General features: G+C 56.4%; 14 protein-coding genes. 10 read left to right on the top strand and 4 right to left on the bottom strand.

Annotation, left to right across the window (positions count from 1 at the left end; genetic code table 11):
* Positions 1-154 precede the first annotated feature (154 nt).
* The 9 genes from DXC79_RS02415 to DXC79_RS02375 all read left to right on the top strand — a co-directional run bounded on the left by DXC79_RS02415 (position 155) and on the right by DXC79_RS02375 (position 10,630).
* Complete coding sequence (locus DXC79_RS02415) at positions 155-748, top strand: hypothetical protein (protein ID WP_117634903.1); 594 nt, start codon at positions 155-157, stop codon at positions 746-748.
* A 398-nt stretch (positions 749-1,146) separates the two neighbouring features.
* Positions 1,147-1,317 carry a type II toxin-antitoxin system HicA family toxin gene (locus DXC79_RS02410; RefSeq protein ID WP_084591772.1) on the top strand — a complete coding sequence of 57 codons (171 nt, stop codon included), beginning with the start codon at positions 1,147-1,149 and terminating at the stop codon, positions 1,315-1,317.
* Positions 1,318-1,362: 45 nt separating this feature from the next.
* Positions 1,363-1,815, top strand: coding sequence for a helix-turn-helix domain-containing protein (locus DXC79_RS02405; RefSeq protein ID WP_117634901.1), 453 nt, complete (start codon positions 1,363-1,365; stop codon positions 1,813-1,815).
* Between the two features lie 142 nt (positions 1,816-1,957).
* Positions 1,958-2,746, top strand: coding sequence for an ADP-ribosylglycohydrolase family protein (locus tag DXC79_RS02400; protein ID WP_117634899.1), 789 nt, complete (start codon positions 1,958-1,960; stop codon positions 2,744-2,746).
* 32 nt (positions 2,747-2,778) lie between these two features.
* Entirely contained in the window at positions 2,779-3,000 is a 222-nt protein-coding gene (locus DXC79_RS02395; protein ID WP_117634897.1) for a hypothetical protein, read from the top strand.
* Between the two features lie 392 nt (positions 3,001-3,392).
* Entirely contained in the window at positions 3,393-4,502 is a 1,110-nt protein-coding gene (locus DXC79_RS02390) for an IS110 family transposase (protein WP_117634896.1), read from the top strand.
* 947 nt (positions 4,503-5,449) lie between these two features.
* Complete coding sequence (locus tag DXC79_RS02385) at positions 5,450-8,539, top strand: type I restriction endonuclease subunit R (RefSeq protein ID WP_117634894.1); 3,090 nt, start codon at positions 5,450-5,452, stop codon at positions 8,537-8,539.
* A gap of 14 nt (positions 8,540-8,553) precedes the next feature.
* On the top strand, positions 8,554-10,077 hold the full coding sequence (locus tag DXC79_RS02380) for a class I SAM-dependent DNA methyltransferase (RefSeq protein WP_117634892.1): 1,524 nt from the start codon (positions 8,554-8,556) through the stop codon (positions 10,075-10,077).
* Complete coding sequence (locus DXC79_RS02375; protein WP_117634890.1) at positions 10,067-10,630, top strand: restriction endonuclease subunit S; 564 nt, start codon at positions 10,067-10,069, stop codon at positions 10,628-10,630. The genes DXC79_RS02380 and DXC79_RS02375 overlap by 11 nt, the downstream gene beginning before the upstream one ends.
* On the opposite strand, the gene DXC79_RS02370 is transcribed toward DXC79_RS02375, so the two are convergent.
* The 3 genes from DXC79_RS02370 to DXC79_RS02360 all read right to left on the bottom strand — a co-directional run bounded on the left by DXC79_RS02370 (position 10,602) and on the right by DXC79_RS02360 (position 14,762).
* Positions 10,602-11,660 (bottom strand): restriction endonuclease subunit S, encoded by a 1,059-nt coding sequence (locus tag DXC79_RS02370; RefSeq protein ID WP_117634888.1) that lies wholly within the window; start codon positions 11,658-11,660, stop codon positions 10,602-10,604. The two genes, DXC79_RS02375 and DXC79_RS02370, sit on opposite strands and share 29 nt — an antisense overlap.
* Positions 11,657-12,580, bottom strand: coding sequence for a site-specific tyrosine recombinase/integron integrase (xerA, locus tag DXC79_RS02365; protein WP_117635087.1), 924 nt, complete (start codon positions 12,578-12,580; stop codon positions 11,657-11,659). Before xerA ends, DXC79_RS02370 begins: the two co-directional genes overlap by 4 nt.
* Before the next feature lie 844 nt (positions 12,581-13,424).
* Positions 13,425-14,762 carry a hypothetical protein gene (locus DXC79_RS02360; protein ID WP_117634886.1) on the bottom strand — a complete coding sequence of 446 codons (1,338 nt, stop codon included), beginning with the start codon at positions 14,760-14,762 and terminating at the stop codon, positions 13,425-13,427.
* Between the two features lie 218 nt (positions 14,763-14,980).
* Between DXC79_RS02360 and DXC79_RS02355 the strand changes: the two genes are divergently transcribed.
* A complete protein-coding gene (locus DXC79_RS02355; RefSeq protein WP_117634884.1) occupies positions 14,981-16,162 on the top strand; it encodes a cation diffusion facilitator family transporter in 1,182 nt (393 codons plus the stop codon).
* 12 nt (positions 16,163-16,174) lie between these two features.
* Here the strand turns inward: DXC79_RS02355 and DXC79_RS02350 are convergent, their stop codons facing one another.
* The gene (locus tag DXC79_RS02350; RefSeq protein WP_117634882.1) at positions 16,175-17,164 is read right to left on the bottom strand and encodes a hypothetical protein; all 990 of its coding nucleotides are present in this window, start codon (positions 17,162-17,164) and stop codon (positions 16,175-16,177) included.
* Positions 17,165-17,264: the final 100 nt, after the last annotated feature.

Genomic DNA, 17,264 nt, shown 5'->3' with positions numbered 1-17,264 from the left:
CGGCCATCCCCTCTTTACGCCCGGGCATATTGCCACTTATCGGCGCAAATCCAGCCTCCAGAATGGGACACATGGCCCACCCTTGCGAGCCGCTCGCGCGTACAGTAAAGGCAGGTAATCCATGGGCGGTTACAGATCGAGGGAGGACACGACCATGAAAAAGAAGGCCTTTGCGATTCTCACCCTCTGCATCAGCCTCTTTGCCGCGGTTGCCCTGGTGGGCTGCGGCGGCAGCGGTGGCGCTACCGGCAGTGGCGGTGGCGGCGGAGCAGAAAAGCCAGCCGTGGATATGAGGACCGACTTCATTTGGTTTAAGGTCGAGGTCCCCGAGGGCGTCGAGATCACCGACGTCGCCGGCGACACCGCCGACAGGGCCCAGTTTAAGTTCACCGAGAGCGAGCACGCCAGCGATCGCTTCATCCCTGTCTTCGACTCTGACAAGAACGCCGACGAGCTGTTCGACTACGAGGCCAAATGGAAGGCCAGCTCCGGATGGACCGAGAGCGACCCCGTCAAGTACAACGGCAAGACCTGGCGCAGTGCTTACTTTACGCACTCGGGCGGCGTAACGACCGAGTACTTCGCCGACGTTGACGGCGGCAGCGTGTACGTGCGCATCGACAACGTCGAGGAGCACAAGGACGCCGTCGAGACCATGATGAAGTCTCTGGAATTTGCCGACGACATCGCCAAGGCCAAGACCGAGGCCATGGACGTCAAGCTCGAGGATATCGAGATCAAGCGCTAAAGCTCCAACAGCATGCAGCAGCGCCGTTTTAGCTCAGCCGGGATGCAAGGTGCGACTCCTTGCATCCCGGTTTTTGGCGTTCGAAAACACCCGGTCACATCACCATATTGAGCACGTTGACGAACTCCTGAGCCTTCGCATGGCTGCTGAGGCTGAAGGTGCAGGCGGTCAACAGCCTGTTGCGCAGAAAAACACTACGGTCCTTGATCCTGTTGACCCTTTTCGCAGTCGTGCGTAGAGCACCAAAATCGTGTCCGCACGAGCAAATAGACTAATACGACAAGGTTTATAAGCCGTTATCCAAGGATGGCGCCGCAAAACAAAGGATTAGCAATAGCTAAGATTTAAGCCTAAAACCCTTAGGAAGTGCTAATATATAGTTATTGAAAGAGGCTGAGATGCAGAGACGCGAATTGATCCGTATCCTCGAAGAAGCCGGCTTCATCTCGAAAGGAGGCACTAATCACGAGAAGTTCGTCAAAGGCGACAAGCTCGTGCTCGTGAAACGCCACCGAGAGATCGAGGATCAAATTGCCAAAAGAATCCTAAGGCAGGCAGGGCTTCGATAGCTCATCCTCATCACATTTCGCATCACTTTTTAAAGGAGGTCTTACATGGTTTACGTATGGGAATTCGAGTTCTTTGATTCGAACGGCGTTGTCGACGCTGTTCCATGTGGCTCGCTGGGCGGAGGAGGAACGTTTGGCTCCGACCTAAACGACGCTGTCGAAAGCGCCGCTGATTTTCTCGCATGCATGGTCGATGACCACCTAATGGGCGGCGTCGACCTGCCTGCGCCGGACTTTGGCCACGAGCCGCAGCACGGTGGCAAGATTATCGCCGTGGCCGTCAGTCGCGAACTCGGCGACATCCCCGCCGTCACCGCAGCGGATGCCGCGCGTATGCTCGGTGTTAGCTCAGCACGGGTATCGCAACTGATAAATGCAGGACTGTTGGATTCTTGGAAGGACGGCACCAAGCGCATGGTGTCCAAAGCTTCCATCGAGGCACGACTCGCCGACGCACCAAAGGCAGGGCGCCCAAAAGAGGCCCCTATTGCTGTATAAATCAATAGCGTTGCGGGTTTTTCATTTGTCAGATTAACTGACAAGCTCTCCCAATTCGGGACTCACTGCGTCCCGAATTGGGCTGGACACATTACCTCAGGTAGCCGCGCATCCTCAATCCAAAGTACAAGAGGTGTTTCCCATGATAGACAGACCGAAAACAACACTGCGCGACTGCATCTATGGGCTTGCCGTTGGCGACGCGCTGGGCGTTCCTTACGAGTTCAGGCCTCGCGGCGCGTTCGAATGCACGGACATGATCGGCTACGGCACGCATGGGCAGCCCGCCGGCACCTGGAGCGACGACACATCCATGACGCTTGCTACCTGCGACTCGATTAGGGAGCTCGGGCATATCGACACCGCAGACATGCGCGACAAGTTCGTAAGCTGGATTGCCCGTGGCGAGTATACGATCGACGGCGTTTTCGATTATGGCGGCACGACCGCTCGCGCCTTGCGCACCGGCAAAGGAGGCTCCGGCGAGCGCGACAACGGCAACGGATCGCTCATGCGCATCGCGCCCCTGGCGTTTGTCGACGTGACTGACGACGAGATCTGCGAGGTCTCCGCGATAACGCACGCCCACAGAACGTCGACCGATGCATGCGTCATATTTGTTGAGCTGATGAGGGGCGTGATGAACGGCACGCTTCCCTCGTGGGCGCCTCATCTGAAAGGTGTGCCTGAGCAGGAAATCAGGTCCGGCGGCTTCGTGCGCGACACCCTTAAGGCCGCCAGCTGGTGCTTTGTCAACACCAACAGCTACGAAGATTGCGTCCTTGCCGCCGTCAACCTGGGCGACGACACCGACACCACCGCAGCCGTCGCAGGCGCCCTCGCCGGCACGGCCTACAGTCTCAAAGCCATCCCACAGGAGTGGATCGACGCCCTACGCGGAAAAGAGCTGATTGAGAGCTGCCTGTTTTAGGGCGCCATTCAAGAAATAAGGGAGGAGGCATCATGGAGAGGAAGGTCGCAAATATAGACGAGTTCCAAGTGGACGAAAACGGGATTCCGCTATTTCCAGCAGGACTGAAGGAAGAAGCCAACCTCTATGTTCTCCCCGACGGGCGCTACCTCCCCTGCGGGGTCTACAGGACCGCGGACGGCGGTTCGCTCATTTATGAGCCATCCGAACTAAGCTTCTTCGGGCAGATGCTTGCTCAATTCAAAGAGTGCTAGAGGTTTGATTGCCCGTTAGATCGACACTGTTCCAAACCATGGGGTGGGTAGGATGTCTCCCACCGCGGCCTGTGAGGTAAAATCTTGACTGCCGCGGAATCCGCCTGCGGGCAACGCTCCGATCTCCGATTGGGGTGAAGCCTATGAACTTGTTTCTTGAAATCCTGCGCCTCTCGATGTATGTGACCGGCATTGCCCGGAACCTCTACTCGATCTGGCGGGAATATAAGCAGTAACGGATAGCGAAGGGAGTCATAAGACGATATGAGAAAGCCATTTGGGTCGCCTCCCCCGCGGCGCAGCTTCTTTCCGCGGGCTCGGGATGCCACAATGGGCTTTGAGTATCGGCCCGTGCGGTAGCCCTTACCGCACCTGCGGGGAGGAGGCTTCCCATGCCCCATGTTACCTCCATCGGCCTGGACGTCCACGCGCGATCGGTCGCCGCCGCGGCGTTCAACCCCTTCACCGGCGAGGTGGTGCACCGTGACTTCGGGACGGACGCCGCCGAGATCGCGGAGTGGGCCCTCGGGTTCGAGGAGCCCAGGGCCTGCTACGAGAGCGGCCCCACCGGCTTCCACATGGCGCGCGAGCTGCGCGCGCTCGGCCTCGACTGTGCCGTGGCCGCCGTCTCCAAGATGCAGAGGCCGGCGGCGGACGCGCGCCGCAAGAACGACCGGCGCGACGCCGAGTTCATCGCCCGCATGCTCGCCACCCACAACATCGTGGAGGTCCCGCTGCCCGATGCGGCCGTCGAGGCCGCCCGGGACCTCGACCGCGCCCTCGAGGACGCCACGGTGGAGTACCGCCGCGCCAGGCAGCGCCTCAACATGTTCCTGATCAGGCTGGGCCACGTCTGGGACGAGCGCAACGCCGACGGGACGAGGAAGGGATCCTGGACGCGCGCCCACTGGAGGTGGATATCCGGAATCAGGCTCGAGGGGCCCCAGCGCGACGTGCTCGAGTACTACGTCACGGCCGCGAGGTGCGCGGAGTCGGACCGTCGGCAGCTCGAGAAGAAGGTGCTCGCCCTCGCCCGGACCGACCGGTGGCGCCCGGCCGTCGAGGCGCTCTCCTGCATCAAGGGAATCGACACCCTGACGGCCTTCAGGCTCGCAGCCGAGGCGGGCTCCTTCACGAGGTTCCGGACGGCCCCGGCCTTCGCGAGCTGGTGCGGGCTGGTCCCGTCGGAGCGCTCGAGCGGCGAGACCGAGCGGCGCGGTGGGATAACCAAGACGGGCAACCGGCTCGCCAGGACGGCACTGGTGGAGTCCGCGTGGCACTACCTGACGTGCACGCCCCGCCCGAAGGCCCCGGCGCCCGGCGCGGACGTCCCCGCGGCGATCCGGGCGCGCGCCGACGACTGCACCGCCAGGCTCTGCCGCCGCCGCGAGGCGCTGGCGGCGGCGGGCAAGAGCTCGTGCAAGGCAAACGCCGCCGTCGCGCGCGAGCTCGCCTGCTGGGTCTGGGAGATCGGGCGTCGGGCGGAGGGGACCCTCGGCTGACCCCGTCGGACAACAAGCCTCCCGCCGGGAGGGCCCGCGCCTCGACGCATCGCCGGCGCGCGTTCACGAGCCCTTTTTGGGCAGCCCAAGGGCCGCGCCCGTGAACAAGACTGGTTTCGGACGAGCGCGCCGGACGGAGAATCGAAATGCGGTGGGGTGCGCGGACATACCGGGCTGACCGCCGGCAGCGCGCCCGCAAGAGCCCGCGGATATTAGCTTGCCAGGCAAGCGTCGACTAAACGTGCAGCGTGCGCGGGCCCTCCCGACGGGAAACGAAAAAGCCCGGTTTAAAACCGGGCTCGAACAAACACGCCTATTGACAATGGCTTTCTCATATTAAAAGGGCCGGTTGCAGCCGGCCCTTTAGACATTAGCACCTGCGTTGCCCGCGTCTCCGAAGTGTGACTAGCTAAGGAGCGGGTTCCGCGGCACACCCTAATTTTACCCAGTGAAGCGGCTCTTTTGCAGTCGCTCCACCGTTTATTTACATCCACCGCCACAAGCGGATACCGCGCGAACGAGAGCAAAGAAACAACGCCGGCGCGGCCAACAGAACAGACAATCCATGCGACCAAAGAAATAGAAAAACGCCCACGGCCTCGGTTCCTCACCCAGGTCTAGGCACTTTTCTTGGCACCATCGCACCACATCCGCCATCGCCTCCGGCCCGACACTCATTAAAATGCAAGCGGGAAACGATCTCAAGATCACCAACAACAGCTTCAAGCAAGCGCTTGGGCAACTGTCACAACACGAGCGCCTGTAAATAGGAGCCAGTTTAATAAGTAAGAGAGCCTTACCACCAATTGTCATTCGGGCACAATCAGCCAATAGGCCAAATGGCAACTAACGGGTGTCAGATATACCAATATATGCAAGATTAACTGCTAGAATGCAATGGTGGACAGGCTCACCAACGTCGAAGAAGCATAAGGTAAGGAGTGCGCATGATTGCTGTCGACTACAGCTCCTCAACGTCATTTAATGAGGATGCTTTCGAACAAGGCATCATTGACCACTTGCAAACGAGTCTGGGATACGAGCACCTCTATGGACCTGATGTCGCCCGTTCCTCCGACGCGTTTGACGACGCCTTCCTACCTGACGTCATTGGGCCCGCTCTTGAGAGCATTAACCCCACGCTCAACCGACGCGCGATTGATGCCTCAATAACTAGACTAAAGGAAATCGAGGGCAGCGACCTCATCGCCAAGAACAGCATCTTTATGGACATGCTGCAGAACGGTGTGGAGGCAAGCTGGTTTGACGGCAAAGAAGAGCATACAGACATCGTGCGCTTGGTCGATTACGGCAATCCCGAAAAGAACAGCTTCCACGTTGTTAACCAGTGGACCCACATCGAACGCGGCACCAACAAACGTCCAGATGTCATCGTATTCGTTAACGGTCTTCCGCTCGTTCTCTTTGAATTGAAGTCGCCCGCTCGAGCCGACGCTGACAGCGAAGATGCCTACCAACAGATTCAAAACTACAAACGACAGATTCCATCGCTTTTCGTGTACAACGCCTTCTGCGTCACCAGTGACATGCTTCACACCAAGGTTGGCACAATCACCGCCAACGAGTCACGCTTCGTTGAGTGGAAGAGCGTCGATGGAAGCTACGAGGCCACCCAGTACGCCGATTGGAAGACGCCTCTGGACGGCATGTTCCCCAAGGAGCGGCTCATCGACATCCTGAAGAACTTCATTCTGTTCTCCGAGGACGCGAAAATCCTTGCGGGATACCATCAGTACTTCGCGGTGAACAAAGCGCTCGAGAGCGTGCATGAGGCCATCGGCGGCGACGGCAAGGGCGGCGTCTTCTGGCACACGCAGGGCTCGGGCAAGTCGCTTTCGATGGTTTTCCTTGCCCATCTGCTCGAAGAGAAACTCGACAGCCCCACCATCGTAGTGATCACCGACCGCAACGACCTCGACTCGCAACTGTTCGCGCAGTTCTCCAGATGCTCAGACTTTCTGCGCCAGACGCCCGTTCAGGCGCAGAGCCGCGCCGACCTTGCGCAGCAGATCTCGAGCCGCCGCGCCAACGGCATCATTTTTACCACCATGCAGAAGTTCGAGGAGGAGGCCATCGCCCTCTCCGAGCGCCAGAACGTCGTCGTGATGGTAGATGAAGCGCACCGCGGGCAGTACGGATTCGAGGAGAAATACGACCGTGACGGCAAGAAGCACACGGGCACCGCGTTGCTCATCCGCCGCGCCCTTCCGAATGCGACTTTCATCGGCTTTACCGGTACCCCTATTTCTGCCGAAGATCGATCGACTCGCGAGGTTTTCGGCGATTATATTGACGTCTACGACATGACTCAGGCAGTAGAGGACGACGCAACTCGACCCGTGTTCTACGAGAGCCGCGTCGTCGCACTCAAACTGGATCAGGGCATCCTTGCAAAAGTTGACGATGAGTACGAAAAGCTCACCGAGCAGGCTAATGCCGAAACCATTGACGCAAGCAAGCGTAACTTTGCAAATCTAGACGCCGTTCTAGGTGCACCAGAAGTCATTGATGCCCTGTGTCAGGACATCGTAGAGCACTATGAGACCAACCGTGCGCACGAGCTCACCGGCAAGGCGATGATCGTCGCGTATTCGCGCCCCGCCGCCATGGCTATATATCAACGTATATGCAAACTGCGACCCTCTTGGAAGGACGAGGGCAAGCTCGGCGTTGTCATGACCATGGGCAATCAGGACCCCGAGTGGTGGTTCGACGTCGTAGGCAATAAGGCCCATGTGAAGGAGATGGCAAAGCGCTTTAAGGATGATGCTGACCCGCTCAAAATCGTAATCGTCGTAGACATGTGGCTCACCGGTTTTGACGTGCCGAGCCTTGCCACCATGTATGTGTATAAACCCATGCGCGGGTATAACCTGATGCAGGCAATCGCACGCGTAAACCGAGTATATAAAGACAAGGTTGGCGGATTGGTTGTTGACTACGTAGGCATAGCTAACGCCCTTAAACGCGCCATGAAGGACTACACCAAGCGCGACCAAAAGAAATACGGCGACATGGATATCGGGAAAACCGCCTATCCTAAGTTCTTGGAAAAACTGGCGGTCTGTCGCGACAAAATGTTTGGTTACGATTATTCGGAATTCATGAGCACCGAGTCCGCCGCGCGTCGAAGCGAACTCATAACGGGTGGAGTAAATCATATCCTTGCGCCCGGCGACGAAGATACCACCCGCGACTTTGTTGAACAGGCAGGAGTCATGCTCAAAGCCTATGGACTCGCCAAAAGTCGCGCAACAGACATGCAGCGCATCGAGGCTGGCTATTTCCAGGTTGTTCGAGAACTCATCCTTCAGCTCACCGAGCAGGGCGGCACCCGCAGCAAAAACGGAGGCAAACTTACCCTTAAGCAGGTAAATGACCGCATCAATGCACTGCTCGAACAGAACATCGTCCATACCGACGGCGTAATAGACCTGTTTAAGGCGGAAGACGAAACGGTTTCGATTTTTGATCCCAAGTTTCTGTCGAGCCTCTCGCGTATGAAAGAGAGGAACTTGGCTTACGAGTTGTTGAGAAAACTCATAGACGACCAGATCAAGGGCTACCGCAAGAAGAGCGTAACGCAGGCAAAGAAGTACTCAGAACTCATGCAAAGCATGGTAAATAGCTATCTAAATGGACAGCTCACAAACGCTGAGGTATTCGAAGAAATGCTCAAGATGGCGAAAGAGATGCTTTCCGAAAACCAAAAGGCAAAGGAGCTTGGGCTTAGCGAAGAGGAGTTTGCGTTTTATGAGGCGCTAACACAACCGCAAGCAGTCGCTGATTATTATCGCGAAAGAAATGACGAGCTGGTCGCCATCACGCAAGAGCTCGCTGCGAAGATGCGCGAAATGCGCACGGTCGATTGGCAGAAGAAACAAAGCGCACGCGCTGCTATGCGTGTTGCAATTAAGCGTCTGCTCAAACATCATAAGTATCCGCCAGAGGGCATGGAGTCGGCACTGGCCACCGTGATGGATCAGTGCGAGCTCTGGGCCGACAATGCAGCATAGGGAGTTAAAACAGCATGGCTAAAAGCAAGGCTAAGGACACCAAGAAGAACACGGCCGACATTGGCTTTGAGGATCAACTGTGGAACGCTGCAGATGTGCTGCGTGGCAACTTGGACGCTGCCGAGTACAAAAACGTCGTGTTAGGCCTTATTTTCCTGAAGTACCTCTCGGACCGCTTCGACGAGCGCTATCAGGAGCTCGTCGAAGAGGGTTACGGCGACGAAGAAGATCGCGACTGCTACATGGAGCAGAATGTCTTCTTCGTTCCCGAAGAGGCACGTTGGGCGAATATCGCACAGGCGGCACACACGCCCGAAGTTGGCCAGATCATCGACAATGCCATGCGCGCCATCGAGCGCGAGAACGACAAGCTCAAAGACGTGCTGCCCAAGAACTTCGCTCGTCCCGAACTAGACAAGCGGCGCCTAGGCGATGTCGTAGACCTATTCACAAACGTACAAATGACAGACAACGAGAGCGAGAAAGACCTGCTAGGGCGCGCATACGAGTATTGCCTGCAGAAATTTGCGTCAATGGAAGGCAAAAACGCCGGCGAGTTCTATACGCCGTCGTGTATCGTACGCACGCTGGTGGAAATCCTCCAGCCTTTCCACGGCCGTGTGTACGACCCCTGCTGCGGCAGCGGAGGTATGTTCGTGCAGTCCGCCGCCTTCGTTGAGCACCATGGCGGCAACGTGGTACAGGACATCACTATCTTTGGTCAGGAGAGCAACCCTACCACGTGGAAGCTCGCAAAGATGAACCTCGGCATTCGTGGTATCGAGGCCGATCTGGGCAACTATGCAGACACCTTCAGTGCCGACCAGCACAAGAATGAAAAGTTTGACTATGTGTTGGCAAACCCGCCGTTCAACCTCAAGAACTGGGGCGGCGAAGCACTGCAGGAAGACGTACGCTGGAAGTACGGCACACCGCCCACGGGCAACGCCAACTTTGCTTGGATGCAGCATATGATTTGGCATCTTAACGGGACGGGCAAGATTGGCCTCGTGTTGGCTAACGGGTCACTCTCGAGTCAGACGAGCGGCGAGGGCGATATTCGACGCGCCATCGTAGAGGACGATTTGGTCGAGGGCATTGTGGCCATGCCGGGCCAGCTGTTCTACAGCACCCAAATTCCCGTGTGTCTGTGGATTCTGAACAAGAAGAAGGCTCAGTCCGGCAAGACGCTATTCATCGATGCCCGCGAAATGGGCACCATGGTCTCTCGCAAACTACGCGAGTTTACCGAAGAGGACATCAACAAAGTTGCATCCGCATTCGACTCCTTCCGCAAGGGCGAGTTCGAGCCCGTGAAGGGGTTCAGCGCCATAGCGGATTTGGATGAAATCGCCAAGCAAGATTTCATCCTGACGCCCGGTCGCTACGTAGGCATTGCCGAGGTCGAAGATGACGGTGAGCCGTTTGATGAGAAGATGGCACGCCTGACTAGCGAGATTGCAAAGTGCTTTGAAGAGTCCAACCGCTTGCAGGAACAGATTAAGAAGAACTTGGAGGCGATTGGTTATGGGTTCTGAGATCGTTCTTTCCGATGTAATCACCGATATTGCAGCAGGACCTTTTGGCTCAAATCTAAAGGTATCCTGTTTTGTCCCATCTGGTTTCCCTATTATTGATGGCGCAAATCTGAAGGGATTTAAGGTTACAGACAATCTTACAAAGTTTGTTACGGAAGAAAAGGCGAGATCGCTCTCACGTTCAATCGCTAAAAGAGGTGATGTAGTTGTCACGATCAGCGGCACGCTCGGACAAATCTCCTACATCCCCGAGGATTCTGCCTACGAAGAGTATTTGTGCTCTCAACGGCAGTTCAAGGTGACCTTCGACACTTCAAAAGTATATGTTCCGTATCTCGTTTTCTATTTTCACACCAGAGAGGGACGAGGCAAACTCCTTGCATTTGCAAATCAAACGGGAGTACCAGCCTTGGCCCAGCCAACAAAGAATTTCAAAAGAATAAGGCTCGAATTGCCAGAGCTCGAACAGCAGAGAAAAATAGCGTTAATCGCTGAAATTCTTACAACAAAAATTGAACTCAACACTAAGCTAAATGGCTATTTAGCTGCGTAAGATCGACCTTCGAGACATCGATTTCGCCTGACATGAGTTTAGGGAGAAGGGCGTCGCGGAGTGCGGCAAGCAGTTCATTTTCAATTGCATTTGCGCAAATCGCTGAATAGTATGGCTGAAGCTGGTCGTCAAAAGCATGCAGGCTTTCTTTTGGAGGAATCGGAACCGGAAGAGCATTAAGAATCTTTGTGGTCATACTAGGAACGGCTGAACCAGAATTCATGGATGCCAGATCGAGTCGCTTGATGAACTGATATGCGTACTTTGCAACGTTGGGGCTTTTAGGCACTGCATAGAACATCGTGTCTACCGTCCAAAACTTTTTACTAACATACATGACATTATTCAACGACCCCTTTCTTGGAATCAGGACAGATTCGCCGCTATAGAGAAAGCGATCGACGGAACGCATATAGCCACCGGAGCCATAAACGGGGATATTTCCATCATCAAGTTTTTTGTGATCCTTGCCATACCTGATCTCAAGTAGATCTTCCAGCGTGCCCATTGGCCACTCTGCAGCTTGTTCGCCAGCCGTATAGTTTGAATACAGAACGTCGCATGCCTTTACTAAATAGCCATTTAGCTTAGTGTTGAGTTCAATTTTATTGTCCAGTAAACCCAGGACGCCAGAAATTGCGGTCTGTGTTTCGTGATCCGGAACACAGACCGGGCATAGATGAACGTGATTGCGATTTATGCCCGGCACGGCGCTTGCAGTTAAGTAGTCTCGCCATGGAATAGTTTTGAGTAGGTAATAAACGAACTTAGGATCATTGCCCTTAAAGTCTGTCGAGTACAAAGACGTATTTAATGGCCAGCAAGCTGCATCAGAGAAAAAAACTTGGCCAATAGTTCCGTAGCGTCCAGTTACGACGCATGGACCCTTAACAGCGGCTTCCGAATGCGTGCCCGTTTGTCCCGAAGATGAGAAAACCGGATAGGGGCCATCAACCCTGCTGCTGGAAGGGAGGTCAAACCCCCTTTTTAGATTAACAATCTCTCCCAAGGTCTTTTGCGTCCAGCTCATTCCAAATACTTCCTATGCGAAGCCTTCACATTGCTCTGATTAACCATGGCGTAGTACATGGTTGTGTCTATTTTCGCATGGCCCAACAGCTTTTGCACCTGCTCTATGGGCATTCCCTTGTCAATGGCATGGGTGGCAAGCGTACGGCGAAACTTATGCGGATGAACGCGGTTGATACCGGCGCTTCTGCCTAGGTCACGTAAACGGAGTTCTATGCTCCCCACTGTAATACGTCGAGCTGAGGAATCGAGCGCGACAAATAATGCAGGACTCTTGTCAACACGGCTCGAAAGATATTCCGTAAGATGAAGCTTAGCGCGCGCATCGAAGTAAACGGGGCGCTGCTTATTTCCCTTTCCCATTACAAGGCATTCGCGCTCGTGCAGATTGACATCCTTCCTGTCGAGTCGCACAAGTTCGCCAATACGCATGCCCGTCGAAGCGAGTAGATCAACGATGGCAAGATCTCGCTTGGACTCACAGGCGTCTCGCAATACCTCCAGTTCCTCATCGCTAAGCACCTCTTTGGTTACTTGAGCTGTTTTGACGCGACGAATGCGCCTTACAGGACTTTTCACAATGTAATCCTCATCTTCAAGCCATGAAAAGAAGCTCGACATGATACGGCGTATATTATCGATTGTGACCTTACTAGAACCGCGATTCACCTCGTAATCATTGAGATAGCGGCGCAAGTCGTCGCTCTCAACCTGGGTATAGGGCTTAGCAAGCGCTGTGTTCATATGCCGTAAGGTTGCCTCATAGTATGCAATGGTTTTAGGAGAGCATCCCTCGACCTCTTTAGCGGTGAGAAAGAGCGCAAGCAGATCTTGCCCTGGCTCTGTTTGTTTCGCCCCAAGCGTTTGCCTGAGCGTAATGGCTAGATGCTTGAGCTGGTGTGGGTCGAGAAGGCTCTGCATTTCCGAAAGCACGGCATTGATAGCGGTTTCCACGCTGCTCCTTTCGTCGAGTACGATAGCCACAGTGTGGACGGCGCGTTGCACATAGTGAAGTAAATGGCTATTTAGCTGCTTGAGATCGACCTTCGAGACGTCGATTTCTCCTGACATTAATTTAGGGAGGAGGACGTCACGAAGAGCAGCGAGACGGTGTTTCTCTTTGCTTGAGCTCGATGCTTGGCTAAGCGCTGATTCAATAAAATCAACGGTTGCTCCACTTGGATTACTTGCAACTTTATAAGTGAGAATCTGCTTTTTGTCCCCTCTTGGCATCTTTGTGCCCTTTGCGCCCTTCATGATGTAATCGAAGAAAGCATCGCTGCGCATGCATGAATAGAGGTAACCGGACTGCTCCGGTTGCTTTGCTCTAAACACTAGGACATCACCCGAGCAGGTTCCAGTTCGGTCTGCGTACCAGATTTTTTTAAAGTATGGGCGAATGTTCGAAACCAGAATGTCCCCGTCCTTGTAGGTCGTAACTTTTCCGGTTTGGGGCAGGGACGACGGTGCCTGCCTACCCTTCTTGCCAGGGAGCAGAGACTCTGTTGAAACGTAGGTATCAAAGTTGGCCTCATTGTAATCGGCTTTTTCTTTTACTAAATCGCATAGCGAGGAAAGTTCGACAGCGAGACCTTTTTCGTGATTGGCAACCGCTTCGCACTGTTCTTCTAAATAGCCATTTAGCTAAGTCTCTACGGCAGCTCGGACACCATGTCTCGCCGCATAAAAACGGGGCAACTCGCGCCCCTGCGAGCTGCCCCATACCCCCGGCCTTCACGCTACAGTGCCAACCGGCACCGCTCCCTTACCTCCCAAAAATCACAGCGAACAGGCCCTTGCGTTTGGGCTTCTCCTCTCGGTAAGAACCCTCCACCACCGCTGCCACCTGCCGCGGCTGCTCGCCGCCTCCGCGACGTATGATCTGGTATAGGAACGGCGATTTAACGTATTTGACCTCGATGGGCGTGGCGTGCACGGTACTTTCGCTCGACAGCACCGCATTCGGATTGAGCGGTGCCACCACATGCGTCTCGCACTTGTCGCTAAACACCACCGCGGCCGCACGGCCCGTCTGGCCGTTCACGGCAATGCGCACCTGCTCGCCGTCGCGGCTGTCCGTTGCCGGACGGTCGACAAAGTAGACCGGCACCATAACCAGGCCGTCCTTGTGCTTGCGGGCCTTGCGCGCCCAGGTGCGGATGCTCTTTTTATTGAGCCCCAGGAAAGTCTCGGCATCGTTGCCGACAATGTCGAGCGCCAGCTTGTCAATGACCACCTGGTCCTTGGTGGACGCGTCGACGGAGACAACGCGGAAGTCGCCTTCCTGCATGGCCGGGTCGAACGACCCAACCTTGGCAAAGTCCCATGGCTCCAGAATGCCCATAAGGCGAACGTCCAGGTAGTTTGCCCTGGGATATGCCCAGTCGAGCACCTCGTAGTACACCAGGGTCTCCCTGCTCAGGCCCTTGCCCGGGAAGGACGCCATCATGCGTAGGTCCGCGAGCGCCATGGGGAAGTAGAAGAGCATCATGTCGTTTTGAATCGCGTCTTCCACATCGTGACCGGCAAAGGCGTCTGGATATCGGCGCACCAGCTCAAGCGCATTGGCGCGCGCCTGCTGCGGCGTTATCTCGCAGGGAATACCCTGCTCGGGCACATATTCCGCACCAACGCCCATGGTCAGGCGCTTGCTAAACGTCCCCGGCTTGAACAGGTCGGCAATGCCGATCTTGTTGCCGCAGGACGGGCACTCAAACACACGCTGCGTTGACTCGCCCTCAAAGGACGCTCCGCAGAAGGGGCAAGGAATGCTCACATGCGTGGCCTCTTGGAACTCCTGCGCCGTACCGCGATCCTCCCACAGCAGATGTTCCAGAACCGACTGATTGCGCCAGTGCGAATTGAAGAAATACCAGTCCGGGTCCTCCGGGCGCTCGAGTTGCGACACATGCGTGAGCTTGAGCAGTCCATCCACCACCGTCAACGGCGTATGGCGAATGCCCAAAGCGCTCTTGGGCTCTCCGGCGTCCGCCTGCCACGGAATGACCGCGCCGCAATAGGCGCACTCAAAGCTGCGCTTAGCCTGGTGCGAGTACATAGGGCCGCCGCAGTTTTGGCATTTAATGGCAAACATCTCGTCCATGGAAACGTCCTCCTTTGCACAGGGGCTGTCGACATTAAGTATGCCGAGCAAACAGGCACATGCCCATACCCATGTGGCCCAAAATGGACCACCCAGGCAGACGAGAAGGCTCGCTCGTTAGCACCGGCAGACTATTGCTGCATTTTCTGAGCGTCGGTGCACGGCGCCCCTGCGCGAGCTACACTATCCCCTTAAACATGACTGTGAGGACGACCGCTATGCTATTTGTAAATCGGCTGGTACATACGCTTGTTCCCGGCAGCGAGGGCGAGCCGGTCGATGTATCTTGCCGCACCAACGCGGGCTTTGCCGCAAGCCTCATCTGCATTGGCCTCAACATCACCCTGTGCCTGGCCAAGGGCATCGCGGGCCTGCTCGCCGGCTCTGTCTCGCTCATCGCCGACGCCTTCAACAACCTCTCCGACGCCTCAAGCAACATCGTGAGCCTGCTCGGGTTCCGCCTTGCCAGCCGCCCGGCAGACGAAGGCCACCCCTATGGCCACGGTCGCTACGAGTACCTAGCCGGTCTGTTCGTCGCCGTCCTGGTTTGCGCCGTCGGCATCAACCTGATCCTCGAGTCTGTCACTAAGATCATCAAGCCTTCCCCCACTGCATATTCGGTGCTCTCCTTAGCCGCCCTCGTCTTGTCCATGCTCGTTAAGCTCTGGATGGCCGCGTTCAACCGCACGTTGGGCGACCGCATCGACTCAGAGACGCTCATCGCCACAGCACAGGACTCCAAAAACGACGTCATCACCTCGGGCTCGGTCCTGGTGGCGGCGCTTATTTCGCAGACGACCGGCTTTGACCTCGATGGCTGGGCAGGCCTGGGTGTGGGCATCTTCATCTGCATCAGCGGCCTGGGCCTGGTGCGCGACGCCATCAGCCCGCTGTTAGGACAAGCGCCCGACCCCAAGCTCGTCCAGGAAATCCGCGACAGGATTATGTCGTACCCCCAGGTCTTGGGCACACACGACCTCATGGTGCACGACTACGGCCCCGGTCGTCAGTTTGCCAGCGCCCACGTGGAGATGCCCGGCGAGGGCGACGCATTTGAGCACCACGAGATTTTGGACACCATCGAGCACGATATCAAACGGCAGATGGGCATCGGTATCACGCTGCACTGCGACCCCATCGCCACCACCGGCGACGACCTACGCGGCTGGGTCAAGCGCGGCGTCATGCAGATCGACCCCGCGCTCTCCATCCACGACCTGCACGAGCACGACGGGTTCGTTTCGCTTGACCTGGTGCGTCCCGACGGCTTTGACATATCCGACGAAGAGCTGCTGGAGCTCGTCACGCGCATCGTGCACGAGCGCCGGCCCAACGTCTCGTGCGTCGTCACGTTTGATTCGGGCTTTAGCTCGCCCGAGCGTCCGGCCGAGCAACTGTAGCCCGCTTAACAGCTAGTTTCCCTGCGCGCCCGAGATGCCGTTTTGCAGTGCGTTCCAGGCATCCGTCGCCATATCACCCAGGTTCTGAGCGGTGTCGCCCAGGTTCTGCGCCGTGTCGCCCAGCTCTTGCGCTTTGTCTCCCAACTCCTGTGCCTTATTGCTCAAGTCCTCCAGCGTATTGGAGCTCGAGCTGTCGGTACCGCTTTGGCCGCCGGACGAGTTGCCCGAGCTGTTCTTGTGCGTGAGTTGAATTTCGAGGTTGCCGTTGTCGTTATAGTAGGCAGAAGTAACGACCCAGTTGGCATCGACGACGGGCGTTGAGCCATCATCAGTCAGGACCACGGCATTCGAAAGATCGGCGCCGCGCGACTTGAGGATCTTCTTGGCATTGGACCAGTACTGCCCCGGGATATCGCTCAGATCGACGGTGCTAGACGAGGCGGACTCGGTTTGCTCAACAGTGGCATCGGCCGTTGAACTCCCTCGCTTGTTAAGCATGCCCGACACGATGGCAAACACAACCGACAGCGCAAAGAAGATCGCCAGTACGATGAGGATCTTCTTGATCACGCTCGACGAACGCGACGGCTTCTTCTCCTCGTCCTCGCCATATTGCGGAATCGACTTGGGGTACTCGCGATACGGCTCGCGCGACTCGTAGCGAGGCTGCGCCGTGCGAGGCATATACGTCGTCTGCTGAGGCTGCGGAATGGGATTCTGCGGCAGGTTGTCATAGGGATTCGGCGTCGAGGCAGCATAAGAATCCTGCGGCGCGTAATCAAACGGATCCGGAGCTGCGTTGCCATAGGGGCCTTGCGAAGATGTAGCGTAAGAATCCTGCGCCGTGTCGCCATAGCCCATAACCCGGGTGGGCTCGGCAGAAGGCTGCGTCGCGGCGGGGTCGGTATAACCGAGGTTGGGAACAACGCGGGTCGCATCGGCGCTATCGCCAGCCTGCGCGGAACCGTAGCCGCCCATCACGGTTGTCTTGTCCTGATCCATGCAACGATTCCTTTCCGTCGCGCGTGAGCATCAAGTTATCCATGCATTCTACCCGCGCAAAAGCCTATGATGGGCAGAGCCCGTCGGTATCTACAAGACA

Origin of the sequence: Collinsella sp. TF08-11AT (genome assembly GCF_003437035.1) — a bacterium.
Taxonomy (GTDB): Bacteria; Actinomycetota; Coriobacteriia; order Coriobacteriales; family Coriobacteriaceae; genus Collinsella.
The sequence above is the reverse complement of the archived record's forward strand: the minus strand, read 5'-3'. Positions and strand labels throughout refer to the sequence as shown.

Bases quoted from the DNA above. Each gene is read 5' to 3' on its own strand.
- DXC79_RS02415 (WP_117634903.1), top strand. From the start codon at position 155: ATGAAAAAGAAGGCCTTTGCGATTCTCACCCTCTGCATCAGCCTCTTT.
- DXC79_RS02410 (WP_084591772.1), top strand. From the start codon at position 1,147: ATGCAGAGACGCGAATTGATCCGTATCCTCGAAGAAGCCGGCTTCATC.
- DXC79_RS02405 (WP_117634901.1), top strand. From the start codon at position 1,363: ATGGTTTACGTATGGGAATTCGAGTTCTTTGATTCGAACGGCGTTGTC.
- DXC79_RS02400 (WP_117634899.1), top strand. From the start codon at position 1,958: ATGATAGACAGACCGAAAACAACACTGCGCGACTGCATCTATGGGCTT.
- DXC79_RS02395 (WP_117634897.1), top strand. From the start codon at position 2,779: ATGGAGAGGAAGGTCGCAAATATAGACGAGTTCCAAGTGGACGAAAAC.
- DXC79_RS02390 (WP_117634896.1), top strand. From the start codon at position 3,393: ATGCCCCATGTTACCTCCATCGGCCTGGACGTCCACGCGCGATCGGTC.
- DXC79_RS02385 (WP_117634894.1), top strand. From the start codon at position 5,450: ATGATTGCTGTCGACTACAGCTCCTCAACGTCATTTAATGAGGATGCT.
- DXC79_RS02380 (WP_117634892.1), top strand. From the start codon at position 8,554: ATGGCTAAAAGCAAGGCTAAGGACACCAAGAAGAACACGGCCGACATT.
- DXC79_RS02375 (WP_117634890.1), top strand. From the start codon at position 10,067: ATGGGTTCTGAGATCGTTCTTTCCGATGTAATCACCGATATTGCAGCA.
- DXC79_RS02370 (WP_117634888.1), bottom strand. From the start codon at position 11,660: ATGAGCTGGACGCAAAAGACCTTGGGAGAGATTGTTAATCTAAAAAGG.
- xerA (WP_117635087.1), bottom strand. From the start codon at position 12,580: ATGCAGAGCCTTCTCGACCCACACCAGCTCAAGCATCTAGCCATTACG.
- DXC79_RS02360 (WP_117634886.1), bottom strand. From the start codon at position 14,762: ATGGACGAGATGTTTGCCATTAAATGCCAAAACTGCGGCGGCCCTATG.
- DXC79_RS02355 (WP_117634884.1), top strand. From the start codon at position 14,981: ATGCTATTTGTAAATCGGCTGGTACATACGCTTGTTCCCGGCAGCGAG.
- DXC79_RS02350 (WP_117634882.1), bottom strand. From the start codon at position 17,164: ATGGATCAGGACAAGACAACCGTGATGGGCGGCTACGGTTCCGCGCAG.